This is a genomic window from Ralstonia pickettii (genome assembly GCF_001699815.1).
Taxonomy (GTDB): Bacteria; Pseudomonadota; Gammaproteobacteria; order Burkholderiales; family Burkholderiaceae; genus Ralstonia; species Ralstonia thomasii.
In genome coordinates this window covers 36105-62421 of sequence record NZ_MCGB01000027.1, presented here as the reverse complement: position 1 = coordinate 62421, position 26317 = coordinate 36105, and the positions used below count along the sequence as shown (strand labels likewise).

The following is a 26317-nucleotide window of genomic DNA, read 5'->3' as shown; positions in this document are numbered from 1 at the left end:
CGTATCATGTCGGCTCACCTACCGTCAGGACTGGTCATGCCCATCCAGTATCTTCGCCGCCTGACCAGCCCGGAACGCTCAGAAGACGCCAACCGGCGCCTCGGTCAATCGCTGGCCTTCGTGGCGGGCGCCGCCAACGCGGGCGGATTTCTCGCCGTCAAGCAATACACCTCGCACATGTCCGGCATCGTCTCGGCGATCGCCGACGACCTCGTGCTGGGCGACGTTGTCCTTGTGTTTGCGGGCTTTGCTTCGCTGCTGGCGTTTCTGTGCGGCGCGGCGTGTACGGCAGTGCTCGTCAACTGGGGGCGCCGCCGCAGCACGCAGAGTGAATTCGCGCTGCCGCTCATGCTGGAGGCCGCGCTGCTGCTGCTCTTCGGTCTGATGGGCACAACGCTCGGGCAATACCGGGTCGTGTTCGTGCCGGCCACCGTGGCACTGCTGTGCTTCCTGATGGGGCTGCAGAACGCCATCATCACCAAGATCTCGAAGGCGGAAATCCGCACCACGCACGTGACAGGCCTGGCCACCGACATTGGTATCGAAATCGGCAAGGCGCTGTATTGGAACCATGGACATCACAATCTGCCGGCCGTGGTCGCCAACCGGCCCAAGCTGCGGCTGCTGGCGTCCCTGCTTGGGATGTTCTTTGTGGGCGGCGTGGTCGGTGCGTTGGGTTTCAGGCACCTGGGCTATACGGCCACGATTCCGCTCGCGTCGATTCTGATGCTGCTGGCGGTGGTGCCTGTGGTGGATGATCTGCTGGCGCGCCGGCGGTAGAGAACGGGCGCAGCGCAGCAGCTTGTTGCACGCCACACCCCACGCAGCGACCCCAGTACGATCAGAACGACGTGCATGCGCAGCGCGAAGCGGCTCGCCAGTCGGCGCGCGAAATGGTGCTTGAGCGTGGGCTCGGCGCCCAGTGGGGCGGCCTTGCGCATCAGACCATTCCGCCATTCACGCCGATCACCTGCCGAGTGACGTACGACGCCGCATCCGACATCAGGAAACCGACCACCGCAGCCACCTCCGCAGGCTGTCCGACGCGCTGCATCGGCACGGCCCGCAGGGCCTGGTCCACGTGTTCCATGTGGGCGAGCATGTCGGTTTCAATCAGGCCCGGCGCTACACAGTTGACGGTGATCTTGCGCGACGCAAGCTCGACGGCCAGCGCCTTGGTTGCGCCGATCAGCCCGGCCTTGGCGGCGCTGTAGTTCACCTGCCCGCGATTGCCCATCACCCCAGAGACAGACGCGATGGTGACGATGCGCCCACCCTTGCGCGCGCGCACCATCGGCATGGTGAGGGGGTGGACGACGTTGTAGAAGCCATCCAGGCCGGTCTCGAGGACGATGTCCCAGTCTTCGTCGGTCAGGGCAGGGAAGGCAGCGTCGCGCGTGACGCCTGCACACAGGACGATGCCGTAGTAGGCGCCGTGGGCTTCAACGTCGGCGTCGAGTTGGGTGCGACAGGCGGCGCGGTCGCGCACGTCGAACTGCAGCACGCGGGCGCTGCCATGGTTTGCGTGGATGTCTGCGACGATGGCATCGGCCTCGGCACGGCCGCTGCGGCAATGCACGGACACGTCAAACCCGTCGGAGGCCAGTTGGTAGGCGATGGCGCGGCCAATGCCGCGGCTGGCACCCGTCACAAGAACGCGGCGGCTCATGTGGTGAGTCTCCCTTGAAGATCGGTCGGCGGAATACCGCGATCATCGCACGCGCGGCGGGCAGTGCTGCGGCTGCGCGCTGCCTATCGAGGCAGGGTGCTGAACTGGCTGAACGCCCGCCCACCGAGGTCCAGCGCATCCATCACAGACCGCTCCACCACCGGCGCCAGCGACGTCATCATGACCATGACGAGCATCAGCCCCACCACCAGCGTGGCGGCGATGCCCACGGCAAACGGGTTGAGCGCCTGCGCCGTGCGCGAGAGCACGGCAAAGCCGAGGTTGACGATCATCATGATTGCGATGATGGGCAGGGCGATGCGCAGGGCGAGCGCAAAGACGATCGTGCCGCCGCCAGCCAGCGTCTGCCAGCCCGGGTTGCCCAGCGGCGCCGCCGAGACGGGCAGGGCGGTAAAGCTGTCGAACAAGGCATGCACCAGCACGAGATGGCCGTCGCCGGCAATGAACGCGGTGACGGCCGTGAGGCTGAGGAAGCGGCCGAGCAGCATGCTGCTCTCGGTCTGCGTCGGGTCGAGCAACGAGGCGAAGCCCAGGCCCATCTGCACCGACATCACCTCGCCGGCACCGCTGACGGCCGAAAACACGAGCTGCACGCAAAAGCCCAGCGCCAGCCCGATCAAGACCTGCACCAGCGTGATCCACAGCCCTTCGTAGGAGCCCACCGACACGCCTGCGGGCACCGGCAGCATGGGCGCGAGCGCCACCGTGATGACCACGCCGAATGCCACCTTGATCGACGTCGGGATCTCGGTATTGGCAAACGGCGGCGCAATGGCGATGAATGCCAGCACGCGCACCAGCGGCCACCAGTACATGGCGATCCAGCCGTTGAGCTGCGTGGCGGTGAATTGGATCATCGTGGATTGCGTGGCTGCGTCAGCTGGGTGACGTCAATTCACGTAGTTGGGGATGTTGGTCAGCACGCCGCGCGTGTAGTCGACGATCACGGCGACGATCCACGGGCCGGCCAGCACCATCGTGGCAGCCACGGCCAGCAGCTTGGGGATGAACGACAGCGTCTGCTCGTTGAGTTGCGTGGCGGCCTGGAACACCGCCACCAGCAGGCCGACGACGAGCGACACCAGCAACATCGGCGCGCCCACCATCATGGCAACCTGCATGGCCTGACGGGCCATATCGAGAACGTACTCGGGTGTCATGTCGGTTTCCTATTGACGCTCATTGCACAAAGCTCTGGGCAAGCGAGCCCAGCAGCAGGTGCCAGCCATCCACCAGCACGAACAGCATGATCTTGAACGGCAGCGAGAAGATCGACGGCGTGACCATCATCATCCCCATCGACATCAGCACGGCGGCCACCACGATGTCGATCACCAGGAACGGGATGAAGATGGCAAACCCGATCTGGAACGCGCTTTTCAGCTCGCTCGTGACGAAGGCCGGTATGAGCGCGCGCATGGGCGTTTGCTCGGGCGCGGCAATGGCCGGCATGTTGCCCATCTTGACGAACAGGGCGAGGTCGGGCTCGCGCGTCTGCTTGAGCATGAACTGGCGCAGCGGCGTGGCGGCCGTGTCCATGGCCTGCTCGACGGTGATCTTGCTGTCACGCAACGGCACGTAGGCGTCGGTGTACACCTTGTCGAGCACCGGCGACATGACGAAGAACGTGAGGAACAGCGCCAGCCCGATCAGCACCTGGTTGGGCGGCGTGGTTTGCGTGCCCAGCGCATGGCGCAGCAGCGACAGCACGATGATGATGCGCGTGAAGCTGCTCATCATCAGGATGATGGCCGGCAGAAACCCAAGCGACGTCAGGAAGACCAGCGTCTGCACGGGCAGCGAATAGCTTTGGCCACCGGCGGTGCCTGTGAGCAGCGGCAGACCGGGTTGCGCCTGTGCAAACACGGCGGGCGCGGCACCTAGCAGCGCCAGTGCCATCAGGCAGCGGAGAAGGTTGCGCAGGTTCATTCCGACTTTCCCGTCAGGTGACGCTTGAGCTGGATGGACAGCGCGTCGGCAAAGCGGGGCGGCTTGCCGGAGCCGGAAGTGCCGTCGCCGGATGGGTCGTCCGGCGTGGAAGCGGCTTCTGCGGGGCGTGGGAGCGTGTGGAGGGTCTGCACGTGCTGCTGCGTGACGCCCAGCACGAGCCATGTGCCTTCCACATCCACGACGACGACCTTCTCGCGCGCGCCCAGCATCTGCTGCGCGACCACGGTAATCACCTGGCTGCGGCGCCGGCCCAAACCTGCGGGGCCCATGCCCGCGCGTTGCTGCAGACGGCGCAGCAGCCAGCCGGCCGCCACGATCATCGCCAACACTACAAACAGCCCGCCTAGGGTGCGGGCCCAATCGACTGCATGGTTCATGTCAACACCTTGCCCGGGGGGAGCACTGGTTGCTGTCAGGGTGCCGCTCGACGGCGCACTTACTGGTGTGGATTAACGGTTCAACTTACGGATACGTTCCGACGGCGTGATGATGTCGGTCAGGCGGATACCGAACTTCTCGTTGACCACCACCACTTCACCTTGGGCGATCAGGTAGCCGTTGACAAGGACATCCATCGGCTCCCCGGCCAGCGCGTCGAGTTCCACCACCGAACCTTGTGCAAGCTGCAGCAGGTTCTTGATGGGCACCTTGGTGCGGCCCAGCTCCACCGTCAACTGCACGGGGATGTCCAGGATCATGTCGATGTCGTTGCGCTGGGCGCCGCCCAGGCCGTCGGCCGTCAGGGGCTTGAACACCGGGCTGGATTCGGCGGCAGCCGGCGGGTTGGCCGCGGCACGCTGCGCGGCTTCCAGGGCCATGGCCTCTTCCATCGTCATTTCGACATCGATGTCGTCGGCGTTGGCTTCGGGGTTCATGGTCGGTTCAGTTGTCATCGTCAGACTCCGTGGCAGACTCGCTGCCGCTCATATTCAGCATGCGGTTGACCCGCAGCGCGTATTGGCCGTTGAACGTGCCGTAGTTGCATTCCATGACGGGCACGCCATCTACCTTGGCGGTCACGCTGTCATCCAGCTCCAGCGGAATGACGTCGCCCACCTTCATGTTCAGGATGTCGGATACCTGCACCTTGGCCGTGGCAAGGTCGGCAATCAGCTCCACCTCGGCGGTCTGCACCTGTTGCGACAGCAGCCGCAGCCAGCGTTTGTCCACTTCCAGCGCTTCGCCCTGGATGGCGGAAGTGAGCCGGTCGCGGATCGGCTCGATCATGGTGTAGGGCATGCAGATGTGCACGTCGCCGCCGTTGCTGCCCAGTTCGATGCTGAAGCTGGTGGTGATCACCACTTCATTGGGCGTAGCCACGTTGGCGAACTCGGTGTGCATTTCCATGCGCAGGAATTCGAAATCGATCGGGTAGACCGGCTGCCACGCCTTGGCGTAATGCTCGAACACGAGATGCAGCATGCGCTGGATGATGCGCTGCTCCACGTCGGTAAAGTCGCGCCCTTCCACCCGCATGTGGAAGCGCCCGTCGCCGCCGAACAGGTTGTCGACCACCAGGAAGATGAGGTTGGGGTCGAACACGAACAGCGCCGTGCCGCGCAGCGGCTTGACGTGCACGAGGTTGAGCGAGGTCGGCACCACCAGGTTGCGGATGAACTCGCTGTACTTCTGCACCTTCACCGGCCCAACGGAGATCTCCGCGTTGCGCCGCATGAAGTTGAACAGGCCGATGCGCCAGTTGCGCGCAAACCGCTCGTTGATGATTTCCAGCGTGGGCATGCGCCCACGGACGATGCGCTCCTGCGAGCCCAGGTTGTACGAGCGTATGCCCGAGGGGTCGGCGGCTTCGACGGGGTCGTCGTCCGCGTCATCGGACACGCCCTTGAGGAGCGCGTCGATTTCCTCCTGGGAAAGAAACTCTTCCTTGAGCATGTCACTGGATCACAAAGTTGGTGAACAAGACATCTGCCACCGGCGATTCCTTGCCGACAGCCTTGAAGACGTGTTCGCACAGTTCAACGATTTCCTTGGCCAGCTTGACCTTGCCGTCCGCCGGATACAACTCGGTGGGCGTCTTGCTGGCCAGCAGCATCAGGACCTTGCTGCGCAGTTCGGGCGTGTAGGTCTTGATCTCTTCTTCGGCATGCTTATCGAAGCTCTTGAACGTGATGCCGATCTGCAGGTAACGGTCGTTGCCCTCTTCGGGCTGCAGGTTGACGGTCAGGGTTTCCATGGCCACGAACACCGGCTCTTTCGGCTTGGGCGGTGCGGCGGGGCCGGATGCGGCGTGATTGCCGCCTCCAAGGAAGAACCAGGCGGCGCCGCCGCCCATGCCGACGAGCAAAAGCACGATCAGGATGATCAGCAGCAGCTTGGTGGAACCGCCCTTTGCTGGGGCGGGCGCGGTAGTGGCGGCAGCGGCTTCGGCCATGGGGATCACTCGGGGACTAAAGGGGGGGTGGGCTTTCCCGGCTCGCGTCGCGCAAGACAACGTAAAACAACGCAAAGCACAGAGTCGGGTTCTCGGATGGCATTCTTCCCCACCTCTGTCCAGCTCATTCCAGGAAGAAACGTGGTCAATCCGGCTTATCTCGGGCGTTTGCGATGCGCAGGGTGGGGCGGTACGCGCACGATAAGTGATTTTTGATCCACCTACATAGTCCCGATGCACCGCATTAGGCGCCTTACCAGTCGCCTGGCGGGCGGGTTCCGCTGCAAAAGTGGCGTTGGCCCGAAAGAATTGCCCGCGCTTGCCGTTGTAATGAAAGAACGCGCCGGCATGTTCCGGCCTTGCATACCTGCGTTGCCTTGCCGGAAGCCGCCTTGAATTCCTTGCCCTTTTCCACCCGTATTGACCTTGCGCTAGTCGATGCCGATGGCTTGTCGGCCGACTGTCCTGCACGCGGCGCACTGCCGAGCTTCTGCCCGAAGCTGGACCTGCTGTCGATGGTCAATGCGCTGACGGAGGGCATCCTCGTGTGCGGGGCGGATCGCCGCGTCACCTATGCCAACCCGAGCGCCGCACGGCTGCTGGGTTTGCCGGTGGATGCGCTGGTGGGGCGCCTGCTGCCCACGGTGGTCACCTCTGCCGTGGACGAATTCGACGCCTCCATCCACGAGGCGGACTGGCCCGATCAGGACGTGATCGCCGAGGGCCAGCCGCAGTTGAACCAGATTTTCGGAATGCACTGCGTGGATGGCCGCACGGTGTGGGTTTCCAGCAACTGGACGCCACTGTTTGCCGATGGCGGCCATTCCATGACGGCCTCGGCGCGCGCCTCGGAAGCCGGCGCCACGCCCTATTCGGTGCTGGTGTCGCTGGTCGACATCACGCAAATCCGCGAAGCGCAGCAGCGCATCCGGCATCTCGCTACGCACGACACGCTGACGGGGCTGCTGAACCGCTCCGCGCTGGAAGACCGGCTGGAGCACGCGCTGGCGCTTGCGCGCCGCAACCAGTCGCGCGTCTCGGTCATGTTTCTCGACCTGGACCGTTTCAAGAACGTCAACGACACGCTGGGCCACCAGTTTGGCGACATGCTGCTACGCGAAGTGGCGGCCCGCCTGCAGGCCTGCGCGCGCGAAGCCGACACCGTTGCGCGCCTGGGCGGCGATGAATTTGTCGTCATGCTCGAAGCGCTCGATGGCCTGGGCACGCGGCGCGTGGCCGAGCGCATCCTCTCGGCCATCAGCGCGCCCTTCCATATCGAGGGGCAGGAGCTGTATCTGGGCGTGTCGATCGGCATTGCCGTGGCACCCCACGACGGCGACGACCCGAACACGCTCCTGCGCAAGGCCGATGCCGCCATGTACCTGGCCAAGGAGCGCGGGCGCAACAACTTCCAGACCTTTACCAGCGACCTTGACGACCGCGTCTCGCGCCGCTTCCGCATTGAATCGGGCCTGCGCCGCGCGAGCGACCGCAACGAGTTCTATGCGGACTACCAGCCGCGCGTGGACGTCAGGAGCGGCCGCATTGTCGGGGTGGAAGCGCTCATCCGCTGGAACTCGGCCGATTTCGGCCACATGATGCCCGGCCAGTTCATTCAGGACGCCGAAGAAACCGGTCTTATTGTCGAGATCGACCGCTGGATTCTGCGCGCCGCCTGCGACCAGCTTGCACGCTGGCGCCGCATCGGGCTGCCGGACTTGCGCATGTCGATCAACCTCTCGGGCCAGGCATTCAGCTCCGGGCAGTTGAGCGGGATGGTGCGTGGCGCGCTGTCGACCAGTGGCTTGCCCGGCAACGCGGTGGAACTGGAGATGACCGAAGGCATTCTGATTCGCGACGATCCGTCATTGCATGCCCTGCTGACCGAGCTGCGCGCCATGGGCGTATCGCTGGCGCTGGACGATTTCGGTACCGGATACTCATCGCTGTCGTATCTGCACCGCTTCCCGATCGATACGTTGAAGATCGACCGTTCGTTCGTGCAAGACCTGCCGCACGTGGTCGAGCGCGCGGCCATCACGCGGGCCATCATCATGATGGCGCAAGCCATGGGCATGAAGACCGTGGCCGAAGGCGTGGAAACCATCGGCCAGCTTGAATTCCTGCGCGAAGTCGGCTGCGACGAGTTTCAGGGCTATTTGCTCACGCGGCCGTTGGAACCGGCTGCGGTACAGGATCTCGTGCGCGAGAACGCCCGCCGTTACGGCGAGCGTGTCCCGCGGTTCTCATAGCGCGCTCAGATCTGCAAGCTGTTGCTGACCACGTACATGGTGAGCTCGGCATTGTTGCGCAGCTTCATCTTCGAGAGCACGCGCCCCCGATACACGCTGACCGTCTTGACGCTGATCTGCAGCGCCTCGGCAATCTCGCCCAGCGTGCGGCCGGAGCCGAGCATGCGCAGCGTCTGGAATTCACGGTCGGAGAGGATGTCGTGGCGGGGCTTGTCCCAGTCGACATTCAGGTTGTCGGCCAGGACTTCCACGAGGTCCGAAGGCAGGTATTTCTTGCCTTTCGAGATGGCGTTGATGGCTGCCAGCAGTTGCGGCTGGCTGGCGTCCATCGGCAGGTAGCCGGCGGCGCCCGCCTTGAGCGCCCGTACGGCAAGCAGCGCTTCCGGGTGGCGGCCCAGCGCCAGCACGGCCAAACGCGCATGCTGCTGGCGCACGGTCTTGATGGTCTGGAATTCGTCTCCGGTGGCCGATTCCACCGAGAACAGCATGACGTCCCACTCGCGCTGTGCGAGCAGGTCGTTATTGGCATCGCGCAGGTCCGGCACGGCCTCGATCTGCCGGGCCAGGCGCGAATCCTTGAGGATCTGGCGCAGGCCGACACGGGCAATATCGTGCGGTTCGACGATCAGGACATTGAGCATGGTGGGTGTTGCGGGTCAAACGCGGGCTCGCATCGAGCTCTTCTTTCCGCCGGCAGGCCTTGGGCCGTCTGGCGGGCTTGCAACTCCCCATCTGTGCTGTATGTGGCGCTCTATATAGAAAGATGCAGGCGCCTATGAACTGGTCGAACGAGTATAGCCGAGGGCCCGAAGGCCAAGAAGCAGGCGCACCGCCTCTTTTGGAGGGGTGCCGAAAGTCAGGCGCCCGCAAGCCCAAACCGCCGCCGACGCACAAATTTGTCAAGGCGACCCTAAACTTTCCTCCGAGGCCACCGATAACCTGAGTACAACGCAGACCTGATCCCCTTCAAGTTGCAGGTCACGTTGCCCGGCCTAGCCGGAATCAGCAAACACGGGCAACAAACCATCGGGAAACTTAGGAGCCGTCATGTCCCTCAGCCTTAATACCAATATCTCGTCCCTGCAAACGCAGCAAGCACTGTCGGCATCGAAGGATGCGCTGCAGACCTCGCTGGAACGTCTGTCGACCGGCCTGCGCGTGAACAGCGCGAAGGATGACGCCGCCGCCTACGCTGTGGCCTCCAGCCTGACCACCACGCTGAACTCGCAGACGCAAGGTATCCAGAACTCCAACCAGGCGATGTCGTATCTGCAAACGGCCGACTCGTACCTGGGCCAGGTTGAAAACAACCTGCAACGTATGCGCCAACTGGCCGTGGAAGCCAACAACGGCGGTCTGTCGACCACCGACCAGGCCAACCTGGACAAGGAATACCAAAAGCTGGCCACCGCCAACAAGAACATCGAGACCAACGCGAACTACAACGGCAACAAGCTGTTCGACGGTTCGGTTACGGCCACGACGTTCCAGTACGGCCAGAATGCCGCGACCGATGTGACCTCGGTCTCCAACGCCAACCTGTCGACCTTCGGTACGCTGAGCGGCACGAGCGTGACCTCGACTGCCAACGCGACCGCCGCACAGGCGGCCATCGACACCGATCTGACCAACCTGAAGGCGGCTCGCGCCAACCTGGGTGCTCAGCAAAGTGGTCTGAACTCGACGATCAACACGCTGACGTCGAACAACACCGCGCTGTCGGCTGCCAAGTCGTCCTTGATCGATACGGACTATGCGTCGGAAACCTCGAACATGACCCGTCAGAACATCCTGCAGCAAGCGGGTACGGCGATGCTGGCGCAAGCCAACTCGGCACCGAACAGCATCCTGAGCCTGCTGAAGGGCTAATCAGTAAGCTGGATGCCACCCAGCCGTCTTGCGGCTGGGCCAAGGGCCGGCGCTCCTCGGGGGCGTCGGCCTTTTTCCTTTTGTCGGATACCCCTCTTCTGCGTGGGTGGCGCCTGCATAACCTGCCCTAAAGAAGCTGCGGCCCGTGCCGTTGTGTAGAGAGACTTCCGCTGGCGCAGATGCTTATCGGACCCGATCATGGCGACTACCACTACCTCCTCCTCGACCAGCAACTACGTACCGCCGATCTCCATTCCCGGTATCGGGACGAGCATCGACGTCAATTCGCTGGTGACCAGCCTCATGAAGGTGGAGAGCCAGCCGCTGACACAGTTGCAGACACAGCAAAGCTCGTACCAGACGCAGTTGTCGGCTGTGGGGTCGCTCAAGAGTGCGCTGTCGACCTTCCAGACCGCGCTGTCGAGCCTGACCAGCGCGTCGAACTACAGCGCCATGAAGGCCAGCGGCTACGACACCTCGATGCTGAGCGCGTCGGTGACGGGCTCGGCGCCTGCAGGTTCCTACGCGGTCAATGTCACGCAGCTTGCGCAATCGCAGGTGCTGGCGGCGCAGGGGCAAGCTTCCACCACCACCGCCATCGGCAGCGGCGCATCGACCACGATTTCGTTCTCGTTCGGCACGGTGTCGGGTGGCTCGCTTTCCGGCGGCAAGTACACCGGTTCGACGTTCACGCAAAACGGCAACCTGGCGGGGGGCTCGATCACGATCAACTCGTCCAACAACACGCTGGCGGGCATTCGCGATGCCATCAACTCGGCCAACCTGGGTGTCTCGGCCAGCATCGTGAACGACGGCAGCGGCAGCCCGTACCGTCTGGTGCTGACGTCCACTGCGGGCGGCTCAAGCTCGGAGATGAAGATCTCGGTGTCGGGCGACTCGACGCTGCAATCGCTGCTCTCGCAGGATCCGGCCGGCACGCAGAACATGACCGAGGTGACCACGGGCCAGAATGCCCTGGCCACCATCAACGGCATTGCCGTGCAAAGCCCGACCAACACGTTGTCAAACGTGGTGGATGGCACGTCGTTCACGCTGTCCAAGACGGGCAGCACCAACGTGACGGTGGCCAACGACCCGACCGCCACCACCACCGCCGTCACCAACTTCGTGAACGGCTACAACGCGCTGCGTACGCAACTGAACGGGCTCACCAACATCGACACCGCCAACAAGGCCAACAACGGCCCGCTGGCTGGCGACGTGAGTACCAAGACGCTCATCAACCAGATTACCGACGTGCTGGGCCAGGCGGTCGGCAACGGCAACTACCAGTCGCTCGGCAGCGTGGGCGTGACGATGAACTCCGACGGCACGCTGTCGGTCGACAACACGAAGCTGTCGGCGGCCATTGCAAAGTCGCCCAGCCAGGTTACCGGTTTGTTTGCCGGTACCGGCACGGCCACCGATTCGCTGGTCAGCGTGCCGACGTTCTCGGATTCCACACAGGCCGGCAGCTACGCCGTCAACGTGACGCAGTTGGCCACGCAGGGCACGCTCACGGGTTCGGCCGCCGCAAACACAACCATTACGGCGGGCGTGAACGACACGCTCGCGTTCAGCATCAGCGGCATGTCAGTCAACGTGACGTTGGCGGCCGGCAGCTACACCGCGACGACCCTGGCCGCGCAGATTCAAAGCCAGATCAACGCATCGGCCACGCTACAGAACGCCAAGGTCAACGCATCGGTGTCGGCCAATGCCAGCGGCGTGCTGAGCATTACCGATAGCCAGTTTGGTTCGGTGTCGGTGGTGTCGGTATCAGGCGCGGGGGCTTCGTCGCTCTTTGGGGCGAGCCCGACGGCCGCCAATGGTGTGGATGTGCAGGGCACCATCAACGGTGCGGCAGCGACCGGCTCGGGCCAGAACCTGTATGGGATTGCCGGTTCCGCCACCGACGGCTTGACCGTGCAAGTGGCCGGCGGCCCGCTGGGCGCCCGTGGCACGGTCACGGTGCAGCGCGGTTACGCCGCGCAGCTCAACACGGTGATGACCAACCTGCTGTCGTCCAGCGGCATGGTGCAGAACGAGACCGACTCGATCAACAGTTCGCTGACCTCGCTTGCCAGCCAGATCACCGCCATGCAGACGCGCCTGGATAACAAGCAGGCGCTGTACTACACGCAGTTCAACGCGCTGTCGGCCGCGGTGGCAAGCATGACGAACACCAGCAACTACCTGACGACGCAGCTCGCGGCCATTACCAAGCAAACTTCGAGCAGCAACTAAGCCGGGCTCAGGTTTAGAGCACAACCCATAACAAAACAGACACCAGCGAGGACCTTTTCCATGTACGCAGCACGCCGTGCCATCGGTGCCTATGCGCAAGTCGGCATCGAGACGTCCGTGGTAGACGCCAATCCGCATCGCCTGATCGCCATGTTGTTTGAAGGCGCGCGGGCCGCCATCAACCTGGCCAGTGCCGCCATGCAGCGCGGCGACGTGCTGGCCAAGGTGCGGGCGATCGACAAAGCCATCTCGATCATCGGCCAGGGGCTGCAGGCCAGCCTGGATCACCAGCGCGGCGGCGAGATTGCCGTGCAACTGAACAATCTGTACGACTACATGCTGCGCCGCCTGCTGTTGGCGAACGCCAACAACGATCTGACGATCCTCGCCGAGGTGGATGCTTTGCTGGTCCCGCTGCAGGATGCGTGGCTCGCCATCGGCCAGGCCGGCCAACCGGCTGCCGCTGCGGCAAACAGCCACCTGAGCGTTGTGAGCTGATGGCCCGCTGTTTGTAGTAAAGCGACCTTTGACTGAATTCGGCCCAACTGGAGCCAATATGCACCGCAACATCCCGATCAAGGACAGCGAAAGTCTGTTCGCCTGCTACGAAGCCATCGCAAGTCTGACCGCTGAAATGGTCAGCGCGGCCGAAGTGGGTAACTGGGAAGTCGTCAGTACGCTGGAACGCGAAAGCGCCGCCTATGTGGATGCGCTGCGCCGTTCCGAGCCGCATCCGCAGCTCTCGCGTGCCGATGTGGAGCGCAAGCGCACGCTGCTCGTGCGCATTCTGGAAGATGATGCACGCGTGCGCGCCATGGTGTACCCGCGCCTGGACCGCCTGCAGAAGCGCATCGACACGGCACGCCGTGCCACCAACGCCAGCAACGCTTACGGCAGCATGGCGCGTTATTGAGACGACGCGTCCTGCAGTTGTTTTGACAGCGTCAGGTAGTGCTCGGACTTGCGTGCGAGCGCGTGGCTCTGCATCTGGTACACGATCGCCAGTTGCTGGGCAGCGAGGAAGCTGCCCCGGCCGATGACGCTGCCGTCCATCTCTGGCTGATCGCCGATCTCAAGGCAGCGGTTGAAGACCTGTTCTGCCAGCGGTAGCCACCGGGCGCCTGCCTCATCAGGCTGCTTGGCAGCCGCATCCAGCAACACCAATCCCAGCGCAAAGCACAGATCAGGAAAGTCCGGCCACGTCTGGATGCCGACATCGCCTTGCGCCAGCGCTTCTTCAACGCGATCGGCCTTGCCCAGGCTATACACATATCGCAGCGCCAGGTTGCGGCGGTACGGCGCATCAGGAGGTGCCAGGCTGAAGGCGCGTGCGTAGTAGGTCACGGCCTTTGCGTAGTCTTCGTGATGCAGCTCGGTTTCCTTGCCGAGCTGATACAGCACGTACGGGTCGTCTGGCCGATGGGCGAGTTCATCGAGCAGCAGTTGCGTGTTGCGCTCGCCTTTCTTCTGCATCTTGGCGGCGGTGTAGCCATCGTGGCGGACTACGATCGGCACGCGCGCCGCAGGCAATGAAGACACCGGCTGCTCGTGAATGCGCCCCGTGTAGTGCACGCCACGCGGCAGCAGGCGGGGAATCCACGCAATCAGCTGGCTGGCGGATTCGGCCGCGTCGGTATCGTTCTTGACGCACACCACGCCAACGGACGGTGCTGCACCGCTGAGCGTGCGCAGATGCTCACCGCCGCTTTCCAGCCATTCGTCAGCGTCGAGGATGAGGTTCCAGTCGGCATTGGCTGCCTGCAGCGCGGTGTTGCGCGCGGCCGAGAAGTCGTTCGTCCAGGCCATGTGGCTGACAAGGGCGCCGCACGACTGGGCAATGGCCACGGTGTCGTCGATGGAGCCTGTGTCGAGCACCACCATGCGATCGACAAACGGTTTGGCACTGAGCAGGCAACGCGCAATGCTGGCGGCTTCATTGCGGGCGATGATAACTAGCGCCAGATCGGCGCAAGCGGAGGGTGCGCTCATTCGCGGTCGTCCGCTGTGGCCAGTGCGTCGAGCAGCTTGCGCAGCACGTCGCGCGTGGCGCCAATTTCGTCCAATTCCAGCGGAATCTTGCAGGCGAGGGCTTCGGGCACCTTGGCAGCGCGCTCGCGCAGTGCGCGGCCGGCATTGGTCAACTCGATGACGACGCGGCGCTGGTCATCGGGATCGCGCGTACGAGTGACGAGGCCCTGTTCTTCGAGTCGCTTGAGCAGCGGCGTAAGCGTGCCCGTATCGAGGTACAGCGTGCGACCGAGGTCGCCAACTGCGCATGGCGCCTGCTGCCAGCACGCCAGCATCACGAGGTACTGGGGATAGGTCAGGCCCAGTTCATCGAGCAGCGGGCGGTAGAGGCGCGTCAGCAAGTGGCCGGCGGCATACAAAGGAAAGCAAAGCTGCTGATCGAGCGCCAGCACGTCGTTCACGGAAAACTCCCGGGGGGAACGGCCTGGCGCTCGAGCGGCGAGTGCCGCATCGGCCCAACAGGGCTGAGCAAGAGGCTCAGCGCGTGACCGTGTTCAATTGGACGTCAATATTGCCACGGACGGCATGCGAATAGGGACATACGCCATGTGCCGCAGCCACAAGCGCTTCAGCGGTCGCCTGATCGACGCCGCCCAGGGTGGCCGCGAGCGACACCGTCAATGCAAAGCCGCCATCTTCGCGCGGGCCAATGCCCACCGTGGCCGTGACCGACGTCGACGCCAGCTTGATCTGCTTGCCACGTGCTACATGCAGCACAGCGTTTTCAAAGCAGGCGGCATAACCGGCGGCAAACAGTTGCTCGGGGTTCGTAGCTGCACCGCCTGCGCCGCCGAGTTCGCGCGGTAGCGAAAGGGGCAGATCCAGCGTGCCATCGGTGCTGCGAACATGGCCGGCACGGCCGCCTTCAGCAGTGACCTGGGTCTGGTAGAGCGTCTTCATGGTCGGGTCCTCTTGCGTGGGAAACCCGGTCGGCGACATGTCGGCCGGGAGATCGATCAAAAATCGATGACACAATTATATTGAGCGCAATATAAATGACAAGAGCGACCACAAGCCCTTCTTCATAGTGTGGAAAAGGGCCGGGCAGGGTGATCTCAGATCGACATGCTCATGATGCTTTGGTACGCCGAGACCAGCTTGTTGCGCACCTGTACGGCAGTCTGCATGTCGATGTTGGCCTTCTGCAGCGAGAGCATGACGTCGTGCAGGTCGACGTCGTTATTGCCCATTTCAAAGCTGCGCGAAACGGCTTCGGCCTTCTGCTGCGAGGCGTCGACGCGGTCCAGCGATGACTTGAGCACCGAGCCGAAGTCGACACTCGGTTTGCCGGTGTCGCCGCTGGCGGTACTGCCACCAACGGCGCTTGACGGTGCCAGCACGCTGTTCATCAGCGAGACCACGGAATGGGCGTTGGAAAGATCCATGTGGGCGTGACCAGTGACTCAGGGAAATTTGGCGAGTGTTTCGAGTTCCGACACGAAGCGGACTTCGCGGCCGGCCGGCACCGCAATGTCCATCGGAATCGGCGTGACGACGATGGTGTGATGCGGAATGGCGGCATCGTCGTCGAGCACCAGAAACTCGGTGTCGGCAAAGCCGTGCGCGTGGTGCAAGACCTGAAGCGGTGCGCGGCGCAGGGTGGCGTACCTGGGCGGCTCGGGCTTGAACGGGTCGAGCTTGGTCACGTATTCGAACGCGGCGTTGACGCGGTACAGGTCATAGGGCGCGGCCAGGTCGCCTACCTCGCCGAGCGCCTTGATGCGGTTGGCGATGTAGTAGTTGTCGATCCAGCTGCCGCCTTCATGCGTGCGCAGGCGCAGCGCCACCTTCATACGCGCGAGCACGAACTGGTTGATGGCATTCAGCCATTCCTGCCGCTCGTTCGGGGCCAACGTGTGTGAGAACTTGCTCAACACGTATTCCAGGCCGCCGCGATACCGGTCCCATGCGTATTTCACTTCCTCACTGCCTGCCTGGGCGCGGGTCTCGTCGTCAAAGTAGCGCGTAACCGAGCGATAAAACGGTGTCTTGCTGAAGTAGAGCGCGTACGACCCGAGCATTTCTGCGGCATGCGCGAATGCCCAGAACACATGTTCGGGCGCGGCGAAGTACAGCCGGTCGAGCACTTCGCGGCGCGCCAGGTAGATTTCCGGAAAGATGTGGTGTGACAGGATCAGCGCCAGCAGCTTGGCGTAATCGTGCTGCTCGATCAGGTAATTGTCGTCCTGGCGGTAGAAGGGCGTGATGTCCTGCCGGGTTGGCAAGTCGTGGATGAACCAGGGCGCGAAGATGACGCCCACGCCCGCATTGCGCTCGAAGATCTCGAGGTTCTTGTTGATCTCGTCGAGGATGGGCAGGTCGTCGTCGGCGTGGTAGAGCACGTATTTGCCCTGCGCGCTGCGGTAGAGCTGGTTCAGGTTTTCGGCCGAACCCAGGTTGGACGGGCGCCGGAAATACCGGATGTTCAGCCGGCCTTGATGGCGGGCCACGACCTGTTCGGTCGTGTCGCTCGAGCAGTTGTCGCCGATCAGGATCTCGTAGCTGAATCGTAGTCCATCAATCTGCGCGGCCAGTTCCCCGAGCAGGTTGTCCAGGTAGCGCGCCCGGTTGTAGGTCGGGATGCAGATGCTCAGCGTGACTGCATCGGTTTGGGGCGTCGTCTTCGCGGGTTCCATTTCAGCGGCCAATTTTTCGGATCAAGCGGTCGGTTCAAGCGCTCAGGCAACGCGCTTCAGGTAGCCGTCCGGTGCGACGGTAATGAGGAGTTTGTGGTGAATATCGGCGTCGATCACGAATTCCGGGTGGTCACGCAGGTAGGCGTGCACAGCGGTCTTCGGGTTATTCCCGACGCCCCACGGACGATCGTTGAACATCGCTTGCGGCATGTCTTCGACAGCGGTGTCGAACACCACGCAGTAGCTGCCCACGCTGGTCAGCGGCGCGTAGGCTTCCAGTTCGGCAAGCACGTGGTCGTGGGTGTGGTTGGAGTCCAGCGCCACCAGCACGCGCTGCTTGCCCGCGGCGATGCGCTTGACCTGCTCGATGATGTCCGGGTCGATGCTGGAGCCCTGCAGCATCTGGACGCGCCGCGCCATCGGGTGCGCCTCGATCGCTTCGCGGTTGTGCTGGCGGATGTCGATGTCGATGCCTAGGACCTTGCCTTCACCATGACCGCTCTGGGCCAGCAGCTCGAGCATCGAGGCATAGAAGATCAGCGAGCCGCCGCGCGCAATGCCGGTCTCGATAATCAGGTCCGGCTTGACCTCCCAGATCAGTTGCTGCATGGCCAGCACGTCTTGCGGGCACTGGATGATGGGCAAGCCCATCCAGGTGAAGTTGTAGTGGTACTTGTGCGCGGTCACTTCGCGCAGCCAGATGCGTGACAGCGATTGCAGGTCTTTGTCCTGCGCCAGGGATTGGATGTTCTGCTGGACTTCGCCTTGGAACTGTTCGATGTCATTCATGGGTGAATTGGCGCCAGTTGAGGGTTTGTGGGTTCAGGTACTGCTTGCTCGCCGGGCCGTGATTGGCAATGAGGTCCAGGCTGCTGACAAAGGGGGTGAACGCGCCGTGCAGTTGCCGGTAAGGCAGCATGGCGTAGTTCATGTATTCGACGGTGATGCCGTGCTGCTCGAATTCAGCATGCGCCAGATAGTTCTTGGCGCCATGCCCGGTGATGTATTTGCTGCCGTGCAGTTGCCGCACGATGGCCAGTACGCGCTCGCTGTTGCGCCCGGGCACGGCCAGTTCCACGGAGTCGCGCAGCTTCGCACTGAGCGGGATGTCCAGATAGCTGCAGACCGCCTGCATCGACGCCAACGCCAGCGCGCCCATGTTGGCGTAGTCGGCCTCGTACACCGTGCGCACGAGTGCCAGCATGTCCTGCGCATAGGGCGCTTCTTCGTAGGCCTGCTCTAGTTTGCGCAAGTGCTGGCCGCGCCAGTCGGTGCTGGCGCAGGGGCGGACCTGATCGATGCGCTCACCCAGGTGGAACTTCTCCAGCGGAACGGTCAGCCAGCGTGATCCGGTGCGGTCCTTGATCTGCACCCGGTTTGTGAAGCTGCCTTTGGAGAACTGCACGTCCGCATAGTTGACGAAGACGTCCGCCAGCACGATCTGCTCAAGCATGCCGACCCAGGGGAACAACATGGGTTGTGAAATGACGATGTTCATGGGCTCAGCATGCGTTCCATCAGCACGACGTCATGCCAGCGCTGATCCTGCAGATAGTGCTCGGCCAACTGGCCGATCTGGCGGAAGCCGAGCTTCTGATACAGCTGGATCGCGCGTTCATTGTCAGCCAGCACTTCCAGCGTGATCTTGCGCAGGTTCAGCGTCTGGCGAGCGTACGAGAACAGCGCCTCGCAGGCGGCTCGCCCGTGTCCTTGTCCCTGATCGGCCGGTGCCAGGCAGATGCCCAGCGCAGCGTGCCGGTTGACCAGGTCGATCTTCGTCAACTGGAGGTAGCCCAGAACGCGGTCGCCGGCCTGCTCGGCAATGATGAAGAGCACCGCGTCGCTTTGCGTTGACCTGCCGACCAGCCAGTCGCGCACACTCGCCGCGGAGTTGGGCCTGGGGCGCGTCATCAACTGCAGTTGCGTGTGTACATCGTTACGCAGTGGCAGCAGATGCGGGATGTCGTCTTCGCGCCATGCGCGCAGGCATACATTGCCGGTAGCGATCATGGCTCGAACTGGAAGTAGCGGAAACGGTTGGGGAACGCGGCTTCCACGGTGTGTTTGACCTCATCGGCAATGACCGGATTGACCGCCAGATACACCAATTCGACTTCCGCCGGAATCTCGGTCAGCGCAATCACCGGCTTGCCCGCTAGGGATGAGCCTTGCAGATACGGGTTCTGGTCCACAAAGGCCCGCAGCGCGTGCGGGTGCCGCAGATTGCTGGCGGTGTAGGTGCCATAGAAGCCCGCGCCGTAGATCACCGCAGGCGCGCCCTGGTGGCGCGTTTCAAAATCGCCCAGGTGGTTGGCCGCTTGCTGCCAGAAGCGCGCAAGGCGGTTGGCGGCGCCCACGGTGTCCGCCAGTTGCCGCGGATCAAGGGCAGGCGCAGCATGGTCCGGCGCCGTGCGTACAGCGGTGACGACGAATGCGCCGCGATGGCTGCGTTCGTCAAGTTCGAGCAGCTCGAAACCGTGGCTGGCGAGCAGTACCTGCAGGGACGTGCGCGTGAAATGGTTCACGTGATCCGCCACCAGAAAATCAGCCGTATTGGTGAACGTGTTGGGCACGATGGCATACAGCCGGCCGCCCTCGCGCAGCAACCCGTGGATGGCACGCAGCGTGGTGCTCAGGTCTGGAATGTGCTCAAGCGAGAAGAACGAACTGACGACATCGAATGAACGTTGCCATGCCGGCGGGATGGTGTACGTGGCCCATTGCCCGGCGCTGAGGAATTTCTCCCAGAAGCCGACGTAGCGGTCGCTGATGTCGAACAGGTGGACCTTCACGTCCGGGCGCTGCTGTTTGAGCAGTCGCATGGTCGCGCTTTTTGCGCAGCCGAAGTCGACCACGCGGGCGCCCTCGTGTAGCCCCCCCAGCAGTTGCAGCTTTTTCTGGAAGAGCGCGACCTGGTGATCGGCACGGAAGATCTTCTGGCCATTCTCGACCGCGTAGATCTGGTCTTCTTCCTCGCTGTTTACGAGGATGTCGTATTCGGTGTCGTAGAAGCTGCCGTTGTCACACAGCTCGACGGTCTGGATGTGGCCGCACGCGGCGCAGCAGAACACCTCGAGCGTGCCATCCATGGCGCGGCGCAGTGATGACAGCGCGCTTTGCGGGGCACGGTAGATCGGCTCTGGCAGCGGTTGCTGGCAAACATTGCACGGCAGTGCACCTGTCGTCATGGTCAGGCTTCCACAGAAAGTTCGGGATGGACGGTTCGGAAGTCGACGCCGTTGGCGTATGAACCTTTCCAGCCGTGCGAGCGCCCGGTCGGCTCGCAGAAATTGAAGTAGCGGAACTGCATCGACCAACGCGAGCGGCCGCTGGTGTTTTGGCCCGATGCGTGCAGCACCAGAAAATCAACCAGCACCAGATCACCGGGTTGGGTCAGCGGCTGCACGTGTGGATAGCGCGCGAGATAGGTGGCTTCATCCTTGAGCATGAGCGCGTAAGCGCCTTGCTTGCCGGCGTTGTCCGGGTCTGCGCTCACGACCGGCAGCGGCCCTTCCCGATGCGAACCGGGGCAGAACTCCACGGGCCCGATCTCGGGCGTGATCTCCACGAGCGGGCTCCAGAACACCACGCCGTCCAGGCTGCGCAACTGCGCCGGATATTCCTGATGCCAGTTGGCGCGAAATTTCTCTTCACGCGGGTTGTCGATGCGGATGCCATAACCGGCGCCGGCAATACCGGGCAGCGCGCCGGGGCGCAGCTCGGACACCACCTGCTCATGGCGCGGATCGCCCAGGAGCCGGACAAACGCCGGGATCTGCTTGACTGCGTCATACACCTCGGCGCCATATTTGCGATTGGCTTTGATCAGCGCCTGGTAGCCGTCGTCGAAGCGTTCCGGTGCAAACGGCGTACGCTCGATGTCGAGCCGGTACTTGTCGATGACCAGACCGATAATGTTGTAGATCGCACGTTGGATCGGCACCACCTGGTCCGGCGCATAAAAGTCACGCAGGATCAGCAGGCCGTCGCGCTGGAAGGTCTCGATCTGATCGGGGGTCAGGATGCCAGGCACGTCTGCTTCTCCTGATGTTCTTGCACGAGATCGAGCACCACTTGCGACACGGTGTCGATGTCTGCGCTCGACATGTCGTGATATGACGGCAGGTTGATGGCGCGCTCGGCAATTGCGTAGCTGTTGGGCGTGTTGCCTGGTGCGTCACCAAAGAGGCCCATCTGGCTCAGGGGATAGAAGAACACGCGTGCATCGATGCCGCGGCGCGAGAACGCGGCCAGCAATCCATCGCGCGTGATGCCCAGTGCCTCGTCAAACACGACGGTGGGCATCCAGTAGCTGTTGAGCGTGCCAGGTGACTCCGGGTTGAGCGCAAGGGCACCAACGTCACCCAGATGCTTCTGGTATGCCGCGAAGATCTCGCGCTTGCGTGCAACCAGCGCGTCGATGCGCTCAAGCTGCGCGCAGCCGATGGCGGCCTGCACGTTGGAAATGCGGTATTTGAAGCCGATGAAATCGGACCAGAACTGCTTGCCGCCCGGCACGCGGCCATGGTTGTTGAGCGTCATCACGCGGTCGTACAGCGCGCGGTCGTTGGTGACAAACATGCCGCCTTCGCCCGTCGTCATGGTCTTGGTGCCATGGAACGAGAACGTGCCGAAGATGCCTTGCGCCCCGGTTGCGTGGCCGTGCCAGCGCGAGCCAACAGCCTCGGCTGCGTCTTCGATGACGGGAATGCCGTGGCGCTTGCCGATGTCCAGCAGGCGGTCCATCTCGCATAGGTTGCCGTAGAGGTGCGTTGCGATGATCGCCTTCGTGCGCGGGGTGATGGCCGCTTCCACGAGCGCCGGGTCCAGGCACCACGTGTCCGGCAGAATGTCGACAAACACGGGCGTAGCGCCCACGTAGGTGATGGGCGACGCCGTGGCGATCCAGTTCGTGTCGGCCAGGATCACCTCATCGCCGGCGCCGATGCCGAGCGCGGCCAGCCCCATGTGCATGGCACCGGTGCAGCTCGACGTGGCAATGGCGTACTGCGTGCCGACAAATTCGGCAAACTGCTTTTCGAAGCGGTTGATGTAGGCGTAGCACTGGTCGCCCCAGCCGTTGCGTGCGGCGTCAGTGGCGTATTCGACTTCCAGCTCGGTGATCGACGGCTTGGAGTACAGAATCTTTTGGGTCATGGCTGTTCCTGCAGTTCAGGATTCAGGGCTCGCAACGTGATGCCTGCAAACGCGTCGGTCAGCGGCGGATGGTTGCGGTCCCGGTCGGAGCATTCGGAAATGGCGAGCGGCCAAGCGATGCCGATGCGGCCGTCGGTCGGGTTGAGGCCGTCTTCAGCGGCTTGCGCGTATGGCTTGGAGGTGAGATACAGCAGCTCGCAATCGTCTTCCAGCGCCTGGAAGCCGTGGGCAAACCCGCGCGGCACCAGCAGGCTGTTGTGGCGTTCGGCGGACAACTCCAACGCATGCCATTGCAGGAACGTCGGCGAGCCCGCACGCAGGTCAACGGCCACGTCGAACACACGGCCGCGCACGCAACTCACCAGCTTGATCTCGGCATGCGGCGGGTACTGAAAGTGCAGCCCGCGCACGGTGCCGCGCTTGGCGGAATAGGAGTGATTGATTTGCGCGATGGGGCTGTCAAAGCCGGCGGCGGCAAGTTCGTCTGCGCAGAAGAAGCGCGTGAAGTAGCCGCGATGGTCACCGATGACCTTGCGGCTGATCTCGACCAAGCCGGCTAGGGGTGTCGGTTGGATGGTGAAGCGGTTCATGCGGCGCTCCTGAAAGCGGCAGCAGACGCGGCGGCGGTGAAACGGTCGATCTGCTGGTCACAGAGAGAGCGCGCGCTCGCTGTTTTCTCATGCAGATGCCGATACCACGTGGCGGTCTGTTCCAGCGCGGTTTCAAACGGCCACGCTGTCTGCCAACCTAGATGCTGGCGCGCGCGGCTCGCGTCGAGATGCAACATGCCCGCTTCATGGCGGCCGGCGGCCGCATTGGCGTCCAGTTGCCAGATCAGCGTGGGCCAATGTTGCTGCAAGCCTTGCAAGACCTGTTCGACCGTGCGCGTGGCAGCGCTGTCCGGGCCGAAGTTCCAGGCGGTTGCGCACGAGGCGTCACCGGCCAGCAGCCGTTGCGCGAGCACCAGATACCCATGCAGGCAATCCAGAACGTGCTGCCACGGCCGCGTGGCGTGCGGTGAACGGATGACCAGCGGGGTACCGGCACGCATCGCGCGCTCGGCATCGGGAATGAGCCGATCTTCGGACCAGTCTCCGCCGCCGATCACGTTGCCGGCGCGGCCGGTAGCCAGCAGCGGGCCGTTGGCGAAGAAGGCGCGCCGGTAGCTTGCGGCCACCAGTTCGGCGCAGGCCTTGGATGCGCTGTACGGATCATGGCCGCCGAGCGCATCCGTCTCGCGGTAGCCCCACGCCCATTCGCGGTTGTCGTAGCACTTGTCGGTGGTGGCGACCACGATCGCCGACAGGCCGGCGCACGCGCGCGCGGCTTCCAGCACGTTCACGGTGCCCATCACGTTGGTGGCGTAAGTGCCGACCGGGTCCTGGTACGACGCACGCACCAGCGGTTGCGCCGCGAGGTGAAACACCACGTCAGGCCGCGCCGCCGTCATCGCGGCACGCAGGCCATCCGCGTCACGGATATCGCCCAGCGTGTGGCCAGCCATGGCGGATTCCACCTCGGCCAGCGTAAAGAGATTCGGGTTCGTTTGGGGCGCCAGGCTGTAGCCGTACACATCGGCGCCAAGCTGGCGCAGCCACAGCGCCAGCCAGCTTCCCTTGAAGCCCGTGTGCCCGGTCAAGAAGACGCGCTTGCCGGCCCAGGCAGCGGGGTGGAGCGTCACCACTTTTTCCACGGTGCACTCCCCGATTGCCACATGGCTTCGAGACTGTTCTTGTCGCGCAGCGTGTCCATCGGCTGCCAGAAGCCCTGGTGCTCGAACGTGTTCAACTCGCCCATCTCGGCCAGGCGATTCATCGGCTCGCCTTCCCAGTGGGTGTCTTCACCCGCGATGTATTCGATGACGGCCGGGTTCAGCACAAAGAAGCCGCCGTTGATCCAGGTGCCGCCGTCGCCGGGTGGTTTCTCCGTGAAACCGGTCACACGGTTGCCATCGCGCTGGAGCATGCCGTAGCGGCCCGGCGGCTGCACGGCCGTCACCGTGGCCATCTTGCCGTGGGCGCGGTGGAAGGCGATCTTGCGGGTGATATCGACGTCGGACACACCGTCGCCGTAGGTAAAGCAGAAGGGCTCGTTCGGATCGAGATACGCGGCAACACGCTTCAGGCGCCCGCCGGTCATGGACTGCTCGCCGGTATCCACCAGCGTGATGCGCCATGGCTCGGCATGGCGCTCATGCACCGTCACTTCGTTCTTCGACATATCGAACGTCACGTCCGACATGTGCAGGAAGTAGTTGGCGAAGTACTCCTTGATGACGTAGCCCTTGTAACCGAGGCAGATGATGAAATCGTTGATGCCGTGCGCGGCATAGATCTTCATGATGTGCCACAGGATGGGGCGGCCACCAATTTCGATCATCGGCTTGGGCCGCAGGTGCGATTCCTCACTGATGCGCGTGCCGAGGCCCCCGGCCAGGATGACTGTCTTCATGATTGCGTACTCATGCGGCGACGGCGGCGCTGCGCTCCTGCATCTGCCGCGCAATGTCGGAATATTGGTTCGACTTGATGGCCAGCGTGTCGGCCAGGGCCCGGTAGGTCAGCGCCAGGTACTTTGCGGCGGCAAAGCTGCCGCGCCCGAATACGGCGGCGTCCAGTTTGGGCTGCTCGCCAATTTCCAGGCACTTCAGGAAGGCGTTTTCTGCCATCGGCAGCCATTGCTTTTCGGCTTGTGCAGGGTCTTGCGCGGCGGCTTCGAACATCAGGTGTCCGAGCATGTAGAAGTAGTCTGGCGAGCCGGACCACTCCTCCATCCATTCACCCGCCAGCGTGATGGCCGCGTCGAGTTGCTTCGATTTGGAAAGACACGCCAGCAGGCAGATGCACAGGTCATGCCGATATGGCGCCACCTTGGGTGCCATTGCGAGCGCGCGCTGATAGTGCGCAGCGGCCTCGGCCGGGTCTTTCTGGTTGATCTCGAAGTCTTTGCCGAGCTGGTAAAGCACATACGGGTCATCCGGATGCGCTGCCAGCTCGAGTTGCAATAGCGTGTGGTTGCGCCCACGCTTGCGGTCCAGCTTGGCGTTCATGTAGCCGTCGTGACCAATCACGAGTGGCAGACGCACACGCTGCAGGTTGGCCGCGGTTGCCACCGGCTGCTCGTGGATACGGCCCTTGTAGCGCACGCCGCGAGGCAACAGGCGGGCGATCCAGCTGTTGGAATGCTCTACGTGGCCGGAAATGTCGTATTCACTGCGGATGCACACCACACCCAGCAACGGGCCGAACGTGCAGGCGTTGCGCAGCTCTTCCGTGCCGGCTTCGATCCATTCGTCGGCGTCCAGCACGAGGTTCCAGTCTGCATTGGCGGCGGCCAGCGCGGCATTGCGGGCGGCGGAAAAATCATCCACCCACGTGAAATGGTGCACCTGCGCGCCGCACGCCTTGGCGATCGCCACGGTGTCGTCAGTCGAGCCGGTGTCCAGCACGATCATGCGATCGACGTGCGGCTTGGCGCTCATCAGGCAGCGCTCGATGCAGGCGGCTTCGTCGCGGGCAATGACGACCAGCGCCAGACTGCCCTTGGCCGGCTTGGCGTGATGTTTGGCGTGCTTGGACATGCGGCGAAGAAAAAGAGGCGTAGAAAAAAGTGATTTCAGATCGACATACTCATGATGCTCTGGTATGCCGAGACGAACTTGTTGCGCACCTGCACGGCGGTCTGCATGTCGATGTTGGCTTTCTGGAGCGAGAGCATCACGTCGTGCAGATCCACGTCGTTGTTGCCCATTTCGAAGCTGCGCGAGATGGATTCGGCCTTCTGCTGCGACGCATCGACCCTGTCCAGCGACGACTTGAGCACCGCGCCAAAGTCGACGCTGACCTTGGCGCCGTCGCCCGAGGTCGAGCCGCCCGAGCCAATGCCACCCACCGTGCTGGACGGCGACAGCACGCTGTTCATCAGCGAGACCACTGAATGGGCGTTCGTAATATCCATGTGAAGGAAACTCCTCTTTTGCTCTGTCCTGCTTGCGGCGCCGCTGCTTGGCTGCCTGGGCCGGGTTTCCAGGGCGCTTTCCGCCCCGGCCGGTTGGTCGCTATGGCGCCACGGTGATGCAAAGGTAGCCGCCCGCCCG

The 26317-nt window shown here is 63.3% G+C and carries 31 protein-coding genes; 6 read left to right on the top strand and 25 right to left on the bottom strand.

From position 1 onward, the window contains the following. Positions 1–36 precede the first annotated feature (36 nt). Entirely contained in the window at positions 37–780 is a 744-nt protein-coding gene (locus BEK68_RS05340; protein WP_004631413.1) for a YoaK family protein, read from the top strand. Between the two features lie 160 nt (positions 781–940). On the opposite strand, the gene BEK68_RS05335 is transcribed toward BEK68_RS05340, so the two are convergent. From BEK68_RS05335 to fliL, 8 genes are all read right to left on the bottom strand, one after another. Continuing rightward, the gene (locus BEK68_RS05335; protein WP_024542102.1) at positions 941–1669 is read right to left on the bottom strand and encodes a 3-ketoacyl-ACP reductase FabG2; all 729 of its coding nucleotides are present in this window, start codon (positions 1667–1669) and stop codon (positions 941–943) included. An 83-nt stretch (positions 1670–1752) separates the two neighbouring features. Next, positions 1753–2547: a flagellar biosynthetic protein FliR gene (fliR, locus tag BEK68_RS05330; protein WP_024542101.1), complete on the bottom strand. Its 795-nt coding sequence runs from the start codon at positions 2545–2547 to the stop codon at positions 1753–1755. 33 nt (positions 2548–2580) lie between these two features. Continuing rightward, positions 2581–2850 carry a flagellar biosynthesis protein FliQ gene (fliQ, locus tag BEK68_RS05325; protein ID WP_004631435.1) on the bottom strand — a complete coding sequence of 90 codons (270 nt, stop codon included), beginning with the start codon at positions 2848–2850 and terminating at the stop codon, positions 2581–2583. 19 nt (positions 2851–2869) lie between these two features. Further along, positions 2870–3619: a flagellar type III secretion system pore protein FliP gene (gene fliP, locus BEK68_RS05320; protein WP_024542100.1), complete on the bottom strand. Its 750-nt coding sequence runs from the start codon at positions 3617–3619 to the stop codon at positions 2870–2872. Continuing rightward, positions 3616–4017, bottom strand: a complete 402-nt coding sequence (gene fliO, locus BEK68_RS05315; protein ID WP_004631437.1) for a flagellar biosynthetic protein FliO — start codon at positions 4015–4017, stop codon at positions 3616–3618. Before fliO ends, fliP begins: the two co-directional genes overlap by 4 nt. Positions 4018–4089: 72 nt before the next feature. Next, on the bottom strand, positions 4090–4533 hold the full coding sequence (gene fliN / locus BEK68_RS05310) for a flagellar motor switch protein FliN (protein ID WP_024542099.1): 444 nt from the start codon (positions 4531–4533) through the stop codon (positions 4090–4092). Then, complete coding sequence (fliM, locus tag BEK68_RS05305) at positions 4523–5533, bottom strand: flagellar motor switch protein FliM (protein ID WP_004631439.1); 1011 nt, start codon at positions 5531–5533, stop codon at positions 4523–4525. Before fliM ends, fliN begins: the two co-directional genes overlap by 11 nt. Position 5534: 1 nt before the next feature. Beyond that, positions 5535–6032, bottom strand: a complete 498-nt coding sequence (gene fliL, locus BEK68_RS05300) for a flagellar basal body-associated protein FliL (protein WP_024542098.1) — start codon at positions 6030–6032, stop codon at positions 5535–5537. A gap of 515 nt (positions 6033–6547) precedes the next feature. Here fliL and BEK68_RS05295 point away from each other — a divergent pair. Further along, positions 6548–8284 carry a putative bifunctional diguanylate cyclase/phosphodiesterase gene (locus tag BEK68_RS05295; protein WP_004631441.1) on the top strand — a complete coding sequence of 579 codons (1737 nt, stop codon included), beginning with the start codon at positions 6548–6550 and terminating at the stop codon, positions 8282–8284. 5 nt (positions 8285–8289) lie between these two features. Here the strand turns inward: BEK68_RS05295 and BEK68_RS05290 are convergent, their stop codons facing one another. Continuing rightward, positions 8290–8925: a LuxR C-terminal-related transcriptional regulator gene (locus tag BEK68_RS05290; RefSeq protein ID WP_004631442.1), complete on the bottom strand. Its 636-nt coding sequence runs from the start codon at positions 8923–8925 to the stop codon at positions 8290–8292. A 406-nt stretch (positions 8926–9331) separates the two neighbouring features. On the opposite strand from BEK68_RS05290, the gene BEK68_RS05285 reads away from it, so the two are divergent. The 4 genes from BEK68_RS05285 to BEK68_RS05270 all read left to right on the top strand — a co-directional run bounded on the left by BEK68_RS05285 (position 9332) and on the right by BEK68_RS05270 (position 13313). Then, positions 9332–10153 carry a flagellin gene (locus BEK68_RS05285; RefSeq protein WP_004631443.1) on the top strand — a complete coding sequence of 274 codons (822 nt, stop codon included), beginning with the start codon at positions 9332–9334 and terminating at the stop codon, positions 10151–10153. A 198-nt stretch (positions 10154–10351) separates the two neighbouring features. Continuing rightward, the gene (gene fliD, locus BEK68_RS05280; RefSeq protein WP_024542097.1) at positions 10352–12400 is read left to right on the top strand and encodes a flagellar filament capping protein FliD; all 2049 of its coding nucleotides are present in this window, start codon (positions 10352–10354) and stop codon (positions 12398–12400) included. A 60-nt stretch (positions 12401–12460) separates the two neighbouring features. Beyond that, entirely contained in the window at positions 12461–12898 is a 438-nt protein-coding gene (gene fliS / locus BEK68_RS05275; RefSeq protein WP_004631445.1) for a flagellar export chaperone FliS, read from the top strand. A gap of 58 nt (positions 12899–12956) precedes the next feature. Next, a complete protein-coding gene (locus tag BEK68_RS05270) occupies positions 12957–13313 on the top strand; it encodes a flagellar protein FliT (protein WP_009239993.1) in 357 nt (118 codons plus the stop codon). On the opposite strand, the gene BEK68_RS05265 is transcribed toward BEK68_RS05270, so the two are convergent. From BEK68_RS05265 to fliE (BEK68_RS05190), 16 genes are all read right to left on the bottom strand, one after another. Then, positions 13307–14389, bottom strand: coding sequence for a glycosyltransferase family 2 protein (locus BEK68_RS05265; RefSeq protein WP_024542096.1), 1083 nt, complete (start codon positions 14387–14389; stop codon positions 13307–13309). The two genes, BEK68_RS05270 and BEK68_RS05265, sit on opposite strands and share 7 nt — an antisense overlap. Next, positions 14386–14829, bottom strand: a complete 444-nt coding sequence (locus tag BEK68_RS05260) for a MarR family winged helix-turn-helix transcriptional regulator (protein WP_024542095.1) — start codon at positions 14827–14829, stop codon at positions 14386–14388. Before BEK68_RS05260 ends, BEK68_RS05265 begins: the two co-directional genes overlap by 4 nt. Before the next feature lie 76 nt (positions 14830–14905). Then, positions 14906–15328, bottom strand: coding sequence for an organic hydroperoxide resistance protein (locus tag BEK68_RS05255; protein ID WP_004631449.1), 423 nt, complete (start codon positions 15326–15328; stop codon positions 14906–14908). A gap of 155 nt (positions 15329–15483) precedes the next feature. Then, the gene (fliE, locus tag BEK68_RS05250) at positions 15484–15813 is read right to left on the bottom strand and encodes a flagellar hook-basal body complex protein FliE (protein WP_024542094.1); all 330 of its coding nucleotides are present in this window, start codon (positions 15811–15813) and stop codon (positions 15484–15486) included. An 18-nt stretch (positions 15814–15831) separates the two neighbouring features. Then, positions 15832–17064, bottom strand: a complete 1233-nt coding sequence (locus BEK68_RS05245; RefSeq protein WP_004631451.1) for a glycosyltransferase family 2 protein — start codon at positions 17062–17064, stop codon at positions 15832–15834. A gap of 42 nt (positions 17065–17106) precedes the next feature. Then, the gene (locus tag BEK68_RS05240; protein ID WP_004631452.1) at positions 17107–17853 is read right to left on the bottom strand and encodes a cephalosporin hydroxylase family protein; all 747 of its coding nucleotides are present in this window, start codon (positions 17851–17853) and stop codon (positions 17107–17109) included. Then, positions 17846–18562: a WbqC family protein gene (locus BEK68_RS05235; protein WP_024542093.1), complete on the bottom strand. Its 717-nt coding sequence runs from the start codon at positions 18560–18562 to the stop codon at positions 17846–17848. The genes BEK68_RS05240 and BEK68_RS05235 overlap by 8 nt, the downstream gene beginning before the upstream one ends. Next, on the bottom strand, positions 18559–19074 hold the full coding sequence (locus BEK68_RS05230; RefSeq protein WP_024542092.1) for a GNAT family N-acetyltransferase: 516 nt from the start codon (positions 19072–19074) through the stop codon (positions 18559–18561). The genes BEK68_RS05235 and BEK68_RS05230 overlap by 4 nt, the downstream gene beginning before the upstream one ends. Continuing rightward, entirely contained in the window at positions 19071–20252 is a 1182-nt protein-coding gene (locus BEK68_RS05225; protein WP_024542091.1) for a class I SAM-dependent methyltransferase, read from the bottom strand. The genes BEK68_RS05230 and BEK68_RS05225 overlap by 4 nt, the downstream gene beginning before the upstream one ends. A 2-nt stretch (positions 20253–20254) precedes the next feature. Further along, positions 20255–21097, bottom strand: coding sequence for a phytanoyl-CoA dioxygenase family protein (locus BEK68_RS05220; RefSeq protein ID WP_024542090.1), 843 nt, complete (start codon positions 21095–21097; stop codon positions 20255–20257). Then, positions 21082–22221: a DegT/DnrJ/EryC1/StrS family aminotransferase gene (locus BEK68_RS05215; RefSeq protein WP_004631457.1), complete on the bottom strand. Its 1140-nt coding sequence runs from the start codon at positions 22219–22221 to the stop codon at positions 21082–21084. Before BEK68_RS05215 ends, BEK68_RS05220 begins: the two co-directional genes overlap by 16 nt. After that, positions 22218–22811, bottom strand: coding sequence for a dTDP-4-dehydrorhamnose 3,5-epimerase (gene rfbC / locus BEK68_RS05210; protein WP_024542089.1), 594 nt, complete (start codon positions 22809–22811; stop codon positions 22218–22220). Before rfbC ends, BEK68_RS05215 begins: the two co-directional genes overlap by 4 nt. Beyond that, a complete protein-coding gene (rfbG, locus tag BEK68_RS05205; RefSeq protein WP_024542088.1) occupies positions 22808–23914 on the bottom strand; it encodes a CDP-glucose 4,6-dehydratase in 1107 nt (368 codons plus the stop codon). The genes rfbC and rfbG overlap by 4 nt, the downstream gene beginning before the upstream one ends. After that, positions 23899–24672: a glucose-1-phosphate cytidylyltransferase gene (rfbF, locus tag BEK68_RS05200; RefSeq protein ID WP_004631460.1), complete on the bottom strand. Its 774-nt coding sequence runs from the start codon at positions 24670–24672 to the stop codon at positions 23899–23901. The genes rfbG and rfbF overlap by 16 nt, the downstream gene beginning before the upstream one ends. 10 nt (positions 24673–24682) lie before the next feature. Next, positions 24683–25801 carry a glycosyltransferase family 2 protein gene (locus tag BEK68_RS05195; RefSeq protein ID WP_004631461.1) on the bottom strand — a complete coding sequence of 373 codons (1119 nt, stop codon included), beginning with the start codon at positions 25799–25801 and terminating at the stop codon, positions 24683–24685. Between the two features lie 35 nt (positions 25802–25836). Beyond that, positions 25837–26178, bottom strand: coding sequence for a flagellar hook-basal body complex protein FliE (fliE, locus tag BEK68_RS05190; protein WP_004631462.1), 342 nt, complete (start codon positions 26176–26178; stop codon positions 25837–25839). Positions 26179–26317 lie beyond the last annotated feature (139 nt).